This window comes from Streptococcus sp. 2021WUSS126 (genome assembly GCF_044427255.1).
GTDB lineage: Bacteria > Bacillota > Bacilli > Lactobacillales > Streptococcaceae > Streptococcus > Streptococcus hashimotonensis.
In genome coordinates, this window is record NZ_JAOTGI010000024.1 from 1 (window position 1) to 12,842 (window position 12,842).

The following is a 12,842-nucleotide window of genomic DNA, read 5'->3' on the forward strand; positions in this document are numbered from 1 at the left end:
GAATCACACACTTATCAGAGACATTCTTCCTAAAGGAAGTTCGTTTGATAACTTGACACAGGATGATATCAACCTGGTTTGTTCGCATGTCAACAGCGTCAAACGAGTTGCTTTCAACGGAAAATCGGCTTATGAACTCTTTACGTTTACCTACGGTGAAGAATTGGCAACACTTTTGGGTATATCTAAAATTGACCCTGAGAACGTCATCCAATCACCTCGATTATTGGATAAATAACCGCTAGTTTTTATCATAAAAATTTATCAAAAATAGAAAGGAACTTGTCCCAGCCAAAATTCCAGATAGCTAGAACTTACTTTGAGACGTCTCAGAGCCAGTAACTTTAGTGTACTCTTTTTCTCAACATTTTCAACCCTAAAAATTCCTTGAATCTGCAGCTTTAGGCAAAAACAGAACTTAGTCTGAGACTAAATTCTGTTGGTGTTATGCAGTTTTCTCAAAGTAACTTCTGGAAGGACGGGAACTAGAACTTACTTTGAGAATTTACCTATTTTCTTATAATTTCTTCACGAGACAAGCTTGCACTATCTCCCATTGACTGTGAATAGATGTTTCCACAAACTGTTGATCATGGGAAATCAAGAGGACACTTCCTTCATATTCTTTCAAGAATGTTTCCAAAGCCTCAATAGCTGCCATATCTAGAAAATTTGTCGGTTCATCTAATATCAAAAGATTTGCATCCGCCAACAATACCTTAGCTAAGGAGAGACGAACACGCTCACCACCAGACAGATTTGCTACCTTCTGCTGAGCCTTATCGTAAGAAAGTCCTAACATACCTAATAAATTGAGAATCGTCATCCTATCTTGAAGAGAGGTACAACTAACATTTTCAAAAGCAGTCTTTTCTTCATCAAGGTTTATCAAATCCTGTGCAAAATAAGCAATTTTTAACTTAGGGTTATAATAGCCTGCTAATTCTTTCCTTAATATTTTTTGGACAAAACTAGTCTTTCCAGAACCATTCGCCCCCACTAAGGCTAACTTCTCCCCAAACGTCATCCCTATCTGAGGGAAACCAAATAAATACTTTTCCCTAATCCAGAGCTGACCAGCCTGTAAGCGAAAGAGACTGTGAAGACTAGTATCCAAGGCACCTTTCGCTTCCATCTTTACCCACGTTTCCTTTCTAGGTTGTTCAACCTTGTCCAGACGCTCCATCCGTTTTTCCAAATGCTTGGCAGCCTTGGCCATAGACTTGGCTTGACTGTCATAGGATCCCATAAAAGCACTGACTTTCCACTCAGATGATGAAACACCTTTCTTTTTCTTCCCCATCTTCTGAGCCTTGACCTGACGCTCTTGTTGGGCTTTTTTTAGTTGAGCGACTTTTTTCTGATAGGCTTCATAGGCCTCCTGCTGTCCTTCTCGCCTAGCTCGGCGACTTTCTACAAACGCCTCGTAATTCCCTGTATAGACCTGAATACTTCCTTCTTCTAAATGCCAAATGTGACTGGCTATTTGATTGAGAAAATGCCGATCATGACTTACAACCAGTAGACTGCCACGATAGCGTTTGATTTGTTTGATTAGCTTTTCCTGGTGTTCTTGATCCAGATTGGCAGTTGGTTCATCCATGATTAACAACTGTGGTCTTTGGGCAAAAGCCTCTTGAATAGACTTCCAAACCTGTTCCCCACCTGAAAGCAAGCTCCTTTCCTGTAACTGGGGTACATAGGCCCAGTCTGCTTTTACCTCAATCTGACCAGCAAAATCCCTATCCAGTCCCAGTAAGATTTTCAAAAAAGTAGACTTGCCAACACCATTATTTCCAACCAAACCAACCTTTTGACCAGCTTGAAAGCTCAACTGCTTGATTGTAAACAAACTGCGTCCCGCAAATTCCTTCTCTAATTGAATACATTTCATTACTTCCATATAGACCTCTTTTCTTCACAAAAAGGGCCCCTATTCTGCTCAATGAACAAGAAAAAAGCCATGCAAAACATGACCTTTCCCTATGGAAAAAGTCACACGAATAGTAAGCCCTTATGAGCAGTCTTATCCCTTGTATTATCGGTTAATATAACCTCACCACAAGTTTTAAGAACGACTAATAAGTAGCTTAATTATTCATGTAACTTCACCTCACGTATTTTATATATTTATTCTAAACAAGTTCAATGAATTTGTCAAATCTTGGTCAAGGGCGTCGCTGTATCTGGCGAGGTATCATAGACTTGGAAATCCACTCCAACTCCTAAATCAGCCTGCGCCAACTGATTAACCATGGTCATGTGAGCCAATTCCTTGATATTGTTTTCCTTTGACAAATGCCCTAGATAAATCTTTTTGGTCCGATTTCCAAGTGAGCGAATCATGGCATCTGCTCCATCTTCGTTACAAAGATGGCCCTTATCGGATAGAATTCGTTGCTTCAAATTCCATGAGTAAGAACCCGAGCGCAAAATTTCAATATCATGGTTCGATTCAATCAAATAAGCATCGGCATTTTCTACAATTCCAACCATGCGGTCACTGACATAGCCTGTATCCGTCAACATAACAAAGGATTTGTCATCCTTCATAAAACGGTAAAATTGCGGACATGCAGCATCGTGACTAACTCCAAAGGACTCAATGTCTAGGTCGCCAAAAGTCTTCATAGCACCCAATTCGAAGATATGTTTTTGAGCCACATCAATCTTGCCCAATTTGCTCTCCATAGCCTGCCAGGTCAATTCATTGGCATAAATGTCCATCCCATACTTACGTGCTAAAACACCGATACCATGGATGTGATCGCTATGTTCATGCGTTACCAGGATAGCATCAATATCCTCAGGCTTTCGATCAATTTCCGCCAAAAGACTGGTAATCTTTTTCCCTGATAAGCCAGCATCCACTAAGATTTTCTTTTTATCTGTTTCCAGGTAAAAACAATTCCCGCTGGACCCCGAAGCTAAAATACTATAATTAAAACCTTTTCCGATCATATTCTCCTATTCTTCCTCATCTGAATCATCCCACTCATCTAGTGCGATGTCCTTGCTGTACGGCAAGACAATTGTAAACGTTGAGCCATGACCATATTCGCTTTTAGCCCAGATAAAGCCCTTATGTTGTTTTACGATTTCTTTTGCAATAGCTAAACCAAGACCTGTACCACCTTGGGCACGAGATCGTGCCTTGTCCACGCGATAGAATCGGTCAAAAATTCTAGGTAAATCTGCTTTCGGAATCCCCAGACCTTCGTCTGAGACGGATACAATCAACTGGCTATCTGTGGTCTTCATGCTGAAGGTAATTGTCCCGCCGTCTGGCGAATATTTAATGGCATTATTTAAGATATTATCCAAAACCTGAGTCATCTTATCTGTATCAATCTCAACCCAAATAGGACTGATTTGATAGTCACGAACAATCGTATAGACCTTATCAGAATCAGCATTTTTCATTTGGTCAAAACGGTTAAGAATAAAGGTCACAAAAGCAGTAAAGTTTATCAGTTCGACATCTATCTGACCAACCTGATTATCAATACGCGATAAACTTAGGAGGTCTGTAATCATCCGCATCATGCGGTTGGTCTCATCTAAGGATACCTTAACAAAACTCGGTGCAACAGACTCCGTCAGCGCTCCCTCATCCAGAGCCTCTAGATAGGATTTGACGGAAGTCAATGGCGTACGCAATTCATGACTCACATTTGATACAAAGAGCCTACGTTCCCGTTCTTCCTTGGCCTGCTCGGTCATATCATGTAAGACGACAACCAAGCCAGAAATCAGACCACTCTCACTACGAATCGTGGCAAAATTAGCGCGTAAAGTCAGAAATTCTTCGTTTTCATTGGTGTGATCAATCACAATCTCAGGTGTCTGAGCCAACAAATCTCTCAATGTATAACGGTCTGATAAATCTAAAACCTCTAGCAGATGATACTGCTCCTGCTTTGGGCTAGAAAGCCCCAACTGTTTCTGGGCCATATCGTTAATCATGATAATCCGTCCGATACGGTCTGTAGCAATAACACCGTCACTCATATAGGACAGGATGGAAGTCAGACGTGTCTTTTCTTGTTCTAAATTATCATGAGTTAAGCGGATGACCTCCGACAAATCATTAAGAGAATTCGCCATGTCTGTGATTTCAGGACTTCCCCTCATGTCTAACACATCTGCATAATTCCCCTCAATTAAGGCATTGACTTTTTGATTGAGTTGTTTAATTTGCTTATTATCCCGATAGTTTTCAATCAAAAGGACCGTCAGAGCAATTAGAAAGCCAATCAAAATGACAACAAACCAAAATTCTGCCGTGGTCATTAAATAACGTAATTGATTAATCATTTCCTTTTATAAAATATCCCACTCCGCGACGAGTAAGAATGTATTCTGGTCTGCTTGGTGTATCTTCAATTTTCTCACGCAGACGACGAATCGTTACATCCACCGTGCGGACATCACCAAAGTAATCATAACCCCAAACTGTTTCCAATAGATGTTCTCGAGTCATAACCTGACCTAAGTGTTTGGCCAGATGGTGGAGCAATTCAAACTCACGATGGGTCAGCTCCAGCTCTTTGCCATGCTTCTTAGCGACAAACGCATCAGGCAGAATGATCAAATCGCCAATCACCAACTCTGGAGTTCCTGTTGACTCAATATTTGTCTGCGTTTCTGCCAATTCACTACGACGAAGAAGAGCCTTAACACGCGCCTGCAATTCACGATTAGAGAAGGGCTTGGTCACATAATCATCCGCCCCGATTTCAAGCCCGATAACCTTATCAAATTCGCTATCTTTAGCAGATAACATCAAGATTGGAACATTGCTGGTCTTACGAATCGTTCGAGCGACCTCTAGTCCGTCCAATTCTGGCAACATCAAGTCCAAAATGACAATGTCAGGAAACTCAGCCTCAAATACTTCCAAGGCTTCACGTCCATCGAAAGCTGTCACAACTTCATATCCCTCACGCGTCATATTAAACTTAATAATATCTGAGATTGGTTTTTCATCATCTACAATTAATATTTTTTTCATTAGTATCTTACCTTTGCTTTATTTTTTCTATTATATCAAACTTACCTAAAAAATTCATATTTCAAAACCATCTGACACAGCTATGTCACATTTTATAACATATAATACATTAAATTGTCAGAATTTACTTGACATTGTATATAGGCAATGCTAAGATGGGAATACCTAAAAAACACTATGCAAGGAGAATTTTATGGCTTTAGTAGAATTTAAAGATGTCAACAAATACTATGGCGACTACCACGCCCTACGCAATATCAACTTGGAATTCGAACCTGGACAGGTTGTCGTTCTCCTTGGACCTTCCGGATCCGGAAAATCTACTCTCATTCGCACGATTAACGGTTTAGAGGCAATTGATGAAGGAACGCTCATCGTCAACGGACATGATATTTCCTCTACTTCTATCAAAGAGCTCGTATCACTTCGCAAAGAAGTTGGCATGGTTTTCCAGCATTTTAACCTTTACCCACACAAAACAGTGTTAGAAAATGTTACTTTGGCACCTATTAAGGTTTTGGGAATCGATAAAGCTACGGCTGAAAAAACAGCTCAAAAGTATCTTGAGTTTGTTAACCTCTGGGATCGGAAGGATTCCTACCCTGCTATGCTATCCGGAGGCCAAAAACAACGTGTCGCCATCGCTCGCGGCTTGGCTATGAAACCTGAGCTTCTACTCTTCGATGAACCAACATCTGCCTTGGACCCAGAAACTATCGGCGATGTACTTGCAGTTATGCAAAAATTGGCACGTGACGGGATGAACATGATTGTCGTAACACACGAAATGGGCTTTGCCCGTGAAGTAGCTGATCGCATCATCTTCATGGCCGAGGGAGAAGTTTTAGTTGATACAACAGATGTGAATGGCTTCTTTGACAACCCGACAGAGCCTCGTGCCCAACAATTCCTCAGTAAGATTATCAACCACGAATCTGACAAAGTAAAACTCTAGGAGGTAGTCTATGGATAAGAAAAAAATCAACATTTTCTTTGCAATTAGATTATTGGTCTTCGGACTTATTCTTCTCGTTTTCGCAAAACAACCAGTAGCTCAAACAGAAACACCCGCATCCATCACCAATAGTGATCAAGTTCAAGCTATCATCGATAGGGGCGTGCTCCGCGTCGGAGTGAAACAGGACGTCCCAAACTTTGGCTACAAGAACCCTGATACTGGTGAATTCGAGGGAATGGAGATTGACATTGCTCGCAAAATTGCAGACGAGTTAGGTGTGGAGATTGAATTTACCCCTGTTACGGCACAAACTCGCGGACCACTGCTTGATAACGGTCAAGTCGATATGGTCATCGCAACTTTTACCATCACAGAAGAACGTAAATTGCTCTACAATTTCACAACTCCTTACTACACAGATGCCGTTGGCTTCTTGGTCAATAAGGATAGTGGAATTAAGACCTTTACCGACCTAGATGGCAAGACAATCGGTGTAGCTCAGGGTTCCATTACACGTACCCTCATCTCTGAACTAGCAGATAAGTATGGCATTTCAGTAAACTTTGCTGAACTTGGTTCTTATCCAGAACTCTCTGTCTCACTACGTGCTCACCGTACAGACGCATTTTCTGTAGACCAATCTATCCTTTCTGGATATATCAGCTCAAAATCTGAACTCATGGACTTTAGCTTCTCAGCTTCTGACTATGGTATCGTGACTAAATTATCCAATACGGAGCTTAACGACTACTTAAATAGTCTCGTAGAAAAATGGACTGCCGATGGTAGCCTACAAAGCATCTATGATGCCAATGGCCTCAAACCAGTCATAGAAACTGACGAATAGAAAGGTGAAACAATATGACAGTTTTAACAACTAGTCCTTACGCTTGGGAAAATTGGGTCAGTTATTTCAAGGATTTCCCAACCTTTTTCCAAGGCTTTCTCTTTACCTTAGCCATTTCTGTCGGTGCCTTTATCATGGCCATGTTTTTAGGAATTGTCTTTGGTAGTCTCTCTTCAAGTAAAAATAAAGTTTTAAAAATCATCGCACGTGTCTATGTTGAATACTATCAGAATACACCGCTTTTGGTTCAATTCATGATTGTTTATTATGGACTTCCACTGATTTCAAACTATGTTCTCATGCCGTCCATCTACTGGACAGCTGTTATCTGCGTGGGCCTCTATCACGGTGCCTATATCGCAGAGGTCATTCGTGCAGGGATTGAGGCTGTGCCTACCGGGCAAACTGAAGCCGCACTTTCACAGGGATTTACCCAGGCTGAAACCATGCGAATCATCATATTGCCACAGGCCATTCCGACCATTCTTCCACCTTTGACCAACCAAGTAGTAAACTTAATTAAGAATACGGCTACTGTTGCCATTATCTCTGGAGCTGATATTATGTTTATGACAAAATCTTGGTCTGCCATGAATGCCAACTACATCCCAGCCTTTGCTGGTGCTGCTTTCCTTTACTTCATCATGTGCTTCCCTGTTGCAAGCTGGGGCCGCCGCATTGAAGAAAAGAATAAGTCAGCCTTTTCACACTAAAAGGAGGTTGAACGATGAATTATGTTTTAGAATTACTCAAACCTTCAACCTTCCAACTCTTGTGGAGTGGTTTGAAGTTAACACTCTATATCTCAAGCATTTCGGTAATCCTGTCCATTCTTTTCGGAATGATTCTCGCCATCATGCGCAATGGAAAAAATCCAATTTTCAAGTGGATTGCAACCATCTATATCGAATTTGTGCGTAACGTGCCAAACTTGCTTTGGATTTTCACAGTATTCTTAGTCTTCCAAATGAAGTCAACGCCCGCTGGTATTACAGCCTTTACCATTTTTACCACGGCAGCCATGGCCGAGATTATCCGTGGTGGTCTCAACGCCATCGGACCGGGCCAGACCGAAGCTGGTTTGTCACAGGGTTTTACCCCAGTGCAAATCATGGTCTACATCATCATGCCGCAGGCCATTCGCAAGATGCTGCCAGCCATCATCTCGCAGATTGTAACGGTCATCAAGGACACTAGTTTCCTCTACTCCGTTATCGCCTTGCAAGAACTCTTTGGTTCTAGTCAAATCCTCATGGGACGCTACTTTGAGGCAGAACAAGTTTTTGCCCTTTACCTCATGGTTGCTCTCATCTATTTCATTATCAACTTTGCCATTTCAAGTCTGTCACGTTATGTGGCCAAGTCTTGGGCGAGCAGCATAGAGTAAGATTTCTCCCAGCCAATTGGTCGGGAGTTTTGCTGTCAAAAAAGAAGCCCTTTCGGACTTCTTACTTTATTTATTCAGCGTCAGCTGGACGTGACTTGCGAGCAATATCTGCTAAGATATGGTCCACAAATTCTGATACAGACTGAGTTTGTGTTGCCTTGCTTCCGTAGCGACGAACATTGACAGCATTGTCTTCCATTTCCTTGTCACCAACGATGAGTTATCAATACTAAGTTAGAGGCCTATCTAGTATATCAGAGATGGTTCGAGTAGACCTATTCCTATAATCTGTCTCATACTCCGCCGCGTCCCCATATCTAGACTCTATATAATCACTTATATAATCTGAAACTCCATAATCAAAAATATCCCTCAAATTATCTTCTAATTTCTCAAAATCTAGAGCCTCTAATTGGGTAGTTGTCAATACACTCTCTACATACTCAGAAATATAAAATTCTATTACCCTACTATTTAACTCAGTAGAACTTTCTATATAATCTTGTACATCAACTCCGTAATTATTGTCAAAGTACTGTTCAACCCAATGATACGGATCATTGTCAGCTTCCCTCTCTATCCACATTAGCGCCACATCCATAAATTCTGAAAATAGATTTACTCCTGTCTCTTCTTCTCCAGAGTCAATCACTTCATTTTGATCAAAATCTACAGAATACACTTCATCAAACAAGGAACTAAGACTTCTTCCTAGTTTCCCTATATCTACTTGCTCATCAAAAATCTTTTCAACCAAGTGTTTATTTTGTTCTGAGTACAGTAACTCATGCAAGAAATCAATTTTTAACGATGGCTTTTTAGAAATCTCAATTTCATAAACCAAATCAGTCCAGTCCCTGGAATAGAAATTATTTAATTTAGACCCTTGTGTATAAAAAGTTCCATTAAACTGATAGATAAAATCTAAAAAGAGTCTTCTATTATAGGTTTCATCACCTCGAATTATTGACAAGAGTTTATTTCCAATAAATTCATCTGTATCCCTAAAACCTTTCCAACTGATAATAGCAGATTGGAATTTTCCAAAATCTAAATTTCTCAACTGTTGAAGGTAGATAGAATTATCAATTAGTTGATTCTTTACATAATTATCATTATTAAGCCGATGAAATAGATAGTCAAATATCGACGGATTCTTAAAATCTAGCATCATAGAACCATCATCATAGTGATATAAATTGACCCAAGAATCTTCCAATACCCTTATAATGTCTTGGATAGTCCCCATCTCACTTTGAATTTTCTGAAAGGCAATTTTTACTTTCTCAAAATTTATTGGATACTCATTGAACGAAGCAAAAAGGTATAAAAATCGTTGCTGATTACTGGTTAATTTTTCAAAGATTTCATCATATAGCTTAGTGGGGTTTGTTAAAATATCTATAATGTATTTTCCATAGTCTTCGTGCTCTTTCCGCGACTCTCTAACAATTGCCTCCATCAATCGAGGAAAATAATTTGTATGTTTAATAATCGATAGATATGTTTCGTTTTTCCTTAATTGATCATAATTAGAAGATAAAATAATCTGTTTTTCGATATTGTGATGATATTCTTTTTCGAAATTCATTCTTAAAATCTGTGCTTTCTCCTCATCAGTGAATCGAGAAACATCTATTGTAATCTTTTTACCTTCTAAATCCTCAATATAATTTCCAAACTCAATATTTGCTTGGGTCGCCACCTGTAATATCTGAGTCCGCGTATTGAAAATCAAGTATAAATTATCCACTCTTCGTGCTAGCTTCACCAATTTACTAACTTTACTCAAGTGGTGTTCAGCTTTATCAAAAGTATTTCGCCCTAAAAAATCATCGAAAATAACCAATAGGACTGCATTCTCATCCTTGTAAGCTGAACTATATAATCCAACCACCTCATCCACATCATCAATACTTCTTTGAATAACAGATGCCGATGTATCGAGTCTATTTGAAAACAAAAAACCTAAATACCTACTTGTTTCCGTCTTACCTACACCCGGTTGGCCAGTTAGAAAAACTAATCTATTCATCATCAGTGTTTTATAAGCTGCTTGGCTAGCTATTGTTTCAACAAAATATTGTCTAACAAAATCATCGAAAAACAGTTCTGTCTCTAAATCAAGGACTTCCATCTGCATTTGCTTAATTTCTTGAATTAACTTACCATTTAATAAATTATACTGCTTAAAAATGTCCTGATAATTTTTGTCATTTGATAGTTTTTCAAGCTCCCCTGCATCAATAATATGTGTATCACTTTTTATCCATTCTGGTTTTAATTCTCTAATTTTCTTCCTAGAGTCGGGATTCAAAGAAGCACTTGTAACTACAATATAATCAAACTGATTGACAAAATTTTTTTCATCTTTCAATTTTTCAAGTTTCTCAACCTCTTCCGAAATCAATTTAATCATTTTGGAAGGTTGGGTTGAACTCTGATATCTTTTTGATTGTACTATTATTGTCGGATTTACAGAATCATCCATTCCATCTATACCGCCATCTGGACCTTCACCAAAATCAATGATGTTAGTATTAAATCTTTTTTCAACAATTCTATTAGAAAATTTTTCAAAATCATCTGGTGATAAAAATTCTGTAGGAACCCTCATAACAATCTCCACTCCAAACATCTTTTATTATATAAATTATACCAAAAAAGAAGCCCATTCGGACTTCTTGCTTTATTCTTCTGCTGGTCTTGACTTGCGGGCAATATCTGCTAAGATATGGTCCACAAATTCTGACACTGACTGAGTTTGCGTTGCCTTGCTTCCGTATCGACGGACGTTGACAGCATTGTCTTCCATTTCCTTGTCACCGACGATGAGCTGGTATGGAATCTTGCTGGTCTGACTCTGACGAATCTTGTACTGCATCTTCTCGTTACGTTCATCCACGTGTACACGAACACCACGGTCTTGCAATTCTTTGGCAACCTTCCAAGCGTAATCCAAGTGAGCTTCCACAGAGATTGGAATCATAGTCACTTGGGTTGGAGCCAACCAAGTTGGGAAGGCACCCTTGTAGGTTTCAATCAAGATGGCAGTGAAGCGTTCCATAGTTGAGATAACACCGCGGTGAATCATAACTGGGCGGTGCTCCTCGCCGTCAGCACCGATGTAGGTCAGACCAAAGCGTTCTGGCAAAAGGAAGTCCAACTGAATGGTTGACAGAGTTTCCTCGTTACCAAGGGCAGTTCTCACCTGGATATCCAATTTTGGACCGTAGAAGGCCGCTTCACCTTCTGCTTCAAAGTAATCCACGCCCATTTCATCCATGGCACCCTTCAACATACGCTGGGCATTTTCCCACATCTCATCGTTGTCATAGTACTTCTCTTTGTCCTCTGGATCACGATAAGATAGGCGGAAACGGTAGTCGTTTAGGTTGAAATCTGCGTACACATCGATAATCAACTGGAGAGCTTTTTTGAACTCTTCTTGGATTTGCTCAGGTGTCACGAAAATATGACCGTCGTTAAGAGTCATCTCACGTACACGCTGCAAACCAGTAAGAGCACCAGATTTCTCATAGCGGTGCATCATACCAAGCTCAGCGATACGCACAGGCAACTCACGATAAGAACGCACATGGTTTTTATAAACTTGAATGTGGTGCGGACAGTTCATCGGACGAAGCACAAACTCCTCACCGTCACCCATGTCCATAGTTGGGAACATATCTTCATGGTAATGATCCCAGTGACCTGAAGTCTTATAGAGTTCAACAGAAGCCAATGGTGGCGTATATACGTGCTGATAACCTGAAGCCAATTCCTTATCTGTGATGTAACGCTCCAAGGTACGACGGATAGTTGCACCGTTTGGCAACCAGAATGGCAAACCTTGACCAACTTCTTGGCTGATCATGAAAAGATCCAATTCCTTACCAAGTTTACGGTGGTCACGTTCTTTGGCCTCTTCACGCATTTGCAGGTAAGCCTTGAGGTCTTTCTTGTCAAACCAAGCTGTACCATAAACACGTTGCATCATTGGATTTTCGCTCTTACCACGCCAGTATGCACCAGCCACATTGAGCAATTCAAAAATCTGGATACGGCCTGTTGACGGAACGTGTGGGCCACGGCAGAGGTCAACGTATTCACCCTGGGTATAAATGGTCAAACCGCCCTCGTCATCAGAGTGCTCGTGAATCAATTCCAACTTGTAGGGATCGTTTTTAAAAATTTCAAGAGCTTCTTCCTTGGTCACCTCACGGCGTTCTGAAGGGAAGTTTTCCTTGACAATCTTCATCATTTCTTCCTGAATGCGTGGCAGGTCTTCATTTGAAATCTGACCAGCCGCATTGTCCGTGTCATAGTAGAAACCATCCTGAATAGCTGGACCAACCCCCAACTTGATGTCTGGGAAAAGACGACGAGCCGCTTGGGCAAACAAGTGGGCAGCTGAGTGACGCAAGATGTCCAAGGCATCCTCATGGTCAGGCGTTACGATTTCAAGCGTACCGTCCTCTTCGATGGCACGAGTGGTGTCAATCAATTTACCATTGAACTTACCAGCAAGAGCCTTCTTCGCCAAAGACTTGCTGATGCTCTCTGCAATTTCAAAAGTAGTCACACCAGCTTGGTACTCACGAACAGCACCATCTGGGAAAGTAATATGAATCAT

Annotated in this window: 10 protein-coding genes and 2 pseudogenes; 5 read left to right on the forward strand and 7 right to left on the reverse strand. The window is 40.5% G+C overall.

The genetic code is table 11. The features are described 5' to 3' along the window. Positions 1–238: pseudogene (locus tag ODU39_RS08540) on the forward strand (IS30 family transposase); the annotation flags it as partial. Between the two features lie 279 nt (positions 239–517). Here the strand turns inward: ODU39_RS08540 and vga(F) are convergent. The 4 genes from vga(F) to yycF all read right to left on the reverse strand — a co-directional run bounded on the left by vga(F) (position 518) and on the right by yycF (position 5,014). Further along, the gene (gene vga(F), locus ODU39_RS08545; RefSeq protein ID WP_398580243.1) at positions 518–1,903 is read right to left on the reverse strand and encodes an ABC-F type ribosomal protection protein Vga(F); all 1,386 of its coding nucleotides are present in this window, start codon (positions 1,901–1,903) and stop codon (positions 518–520) included. 254 nt (positions 1,904–2,157) lie between these two features. Further along, positions 2,158–2,961 carry an MBL fold metallo-hydrolase gene (locus tag ODU39_RS08550; RefSeq protein WP_002935843.1) on the reverse strand — a complete coding sequence of 268 codons (804 nt, stop codon included), beginning with the start codon at positions 2,959–2,961 and terminating at the stop codon, positions 2,158–2,160. A gap of 6 nt (positions 2,962–2,967) precedes the next feature. Continuing rightward, positions 2,968–4,317 (reverse strand): cell wall metabolism sensor histidine kinase VicK, encoded by a 1,350-nt coding sequence (gene vicK / locus ODU39_RS08555; protein WP_105106136.1) that lies wholly within the window; start codon positions 4,315–4,317, stop codon positions 2,968–2,970. Further along, the gene (gene yycF / locus ODU39_RS08560) at positions 4,310–5,014 is read right to left on the reverse strand and encodes a response regulator YycF (RefSeq protein WP_024379731.1); all 705 of its coding nucleotides are present in this window, start codon (positions 5,012–5,014) and stop codon (positions 4,310–4,312) included. Before yycF ends, vicK begins: the two co-directional genes overlap by 8 nt. Before the next feature lie 193 nt (positions 5,015–5,207). Here yycF and ODU39_RS08565 point away from each other — a divergent pair, with 193 nt between their 5' ends. The 4 genes from ODU39_RS08565 to ODU39_RS08580 are packed head-to-tail and all read left to right on the forward strand — an operon-like array spanning position 5,208 to position 8,206. Beyond that, the gene (locus ODU39_RS08565; RefSeq protein ID WP_002935839.1) at positions 5,208–5,969 is read left to right on the forward strand and encodes an amino acid ABC transporter ATP-binding protein; all 762 of its coding nucleotides are present in this window, start codon (positions 5,208–5,210) and stop codon (positions 5,967–5,969) included. Positions 5,970–5,979: 10 nt separating this feature from the next. Continuing rightward, positions 5,980–6,819, forward strand: coding sequence for a transporter substrate-binding domain-containing protein (locus ODU39_RS08570; protein WP_398580242.1), 840 nt, complete (start codon positions 5,980–5,982; stop codon positions 6,817–6,819). 14 nt (positions 6,820–6,833) lie between these two features. Next, positions 6,834–7,532, forward strand: coding sequence for an amino acid ABC transporter permease (locus tag ODU39_RS08575; RefSeq protein ID WP_004298848.1), 699 nt, complete (start codon positions 6,834–6,836; stop codon positions 7,530–7,532). Positions 7,533–7,546: 14 nt separating this feature from the next. Next, positions 7,547–8,206 (forward strand): amino acid ABC transporter permease, encoded by a 660-nt coding sequence (locus ODU39_RS08580; protein WP_398580241.1) that lies wholly within the window; start codon positions 7,547–7,549, stop codon positions 8,204–8,206. Between the two features lie 70 nt (positions 8,207–8,276). Here ODU39_RS08580 and ODU39_RS08585 read toward each other — a convergent pair. The 3 genes and pseudogenes from ODU39_RS08585 to thrS form a co-directional block, all read right to left on the reverse strand. Next, positions 8,277–8,426, reverse strand: a pseudogene (locus tag ODU39_RS08585) (His/Gly/Thr/Pro-type tRNA ligase C-terminal domain-containing protein); the annotation flags it as partial. A gap of 9 nt (positions 8,427–8,435) precedes the next feature. Next, on the reverse strand, positions 8,436–10,823 hold the full coding sequence (locus ODU39_RS08590; RefSeq protein ID WP_398580240.1) for a restriction endonuclease: 2,388 nt from the start codon (positions 10,821–10,823) through the stop codon (positions 8,436–8,438). A 72-nt stretch (positions 10,824–10,895) separates the two neighbouring features. Further along, complete coding sequence (gene thrS, locus ODU39_RS08595; RefSeq protein ID WP_398580239.1) at positions 10,896–12,842, reverse strand: threonine--tRNA ligase; 1,947 nt, start codon at positions 12,840–12,842, stop codon at positions 10,896–10,898.

What these genes read in the sequence shown, in the direction of transcription:
- ODU39_RS08550 (WP_002935843.1), bottom strand. Translation starts at nt 2,961, where the DNA reads ATGATCGGAAAAGGTTTTAATTATAGTATTTTAGCTTCGGGGTCCAGC.
- ODU39_RS08590 (WP_398580240.1), bottom strand. Translation starts at nt 10,823, where the DNA reads ATGAGGGTTCCTACAGAATTTTTATCACCAGATGATTTTGAAAAATTT.
- ODU39_RS08565 (WP_002935839.1), top strand. Translation starts at nt 5,208, where the DNA reads ATGGCTTTAGTAGAATTTAAAGATGTCAACAAATACTATGGCGACTAC.
- vicK (WP_105106136.1), bottom strand. Translation starts at nt 4,317, where the DNA reads ATGATTAATCAATTACGTTATTTAATGACCACGGCAGAATTTTGGTTT.
- ODU39_RS08570 (WP_398580242.1), top strand. Translation starts at nt 5,980, where the DNA reads ATGGATAAGAAAAAAATCAACATTTTCTTTGCAATTAGATTATTGGTC.
- thrS (WP_398580239.1), bottom strand. Translation starts at nt 12,842, where the DNA reads ATGATTCATATTACTTTCCCAGATGGTGCTGTTCGTGAGTACCAAGCT.
- ODU39_RS08575 (WP_004298848.1), top strand. Translation starts at nt 6,834, where the DNA reads ATGACAGTTTTAACAACTAGTCCTTACGCTTGGGAAAATTGGGTCAGT.
- ODU39_RS08580 (WP_398580241.1), top strand. Translation starts at nt 7,547, where the DNA reads ATGAATTATGTTTTAGAATTACTCAAACCTTCAACCTTCCAACTCTTG.
- yycF (WP_024379731.1), bottom strand. Translation starts at nt 5,014, where the DNA reads ATGAAAAAAATATTAATTGTAGATGATGAAAAACCAATCTCAGATATT.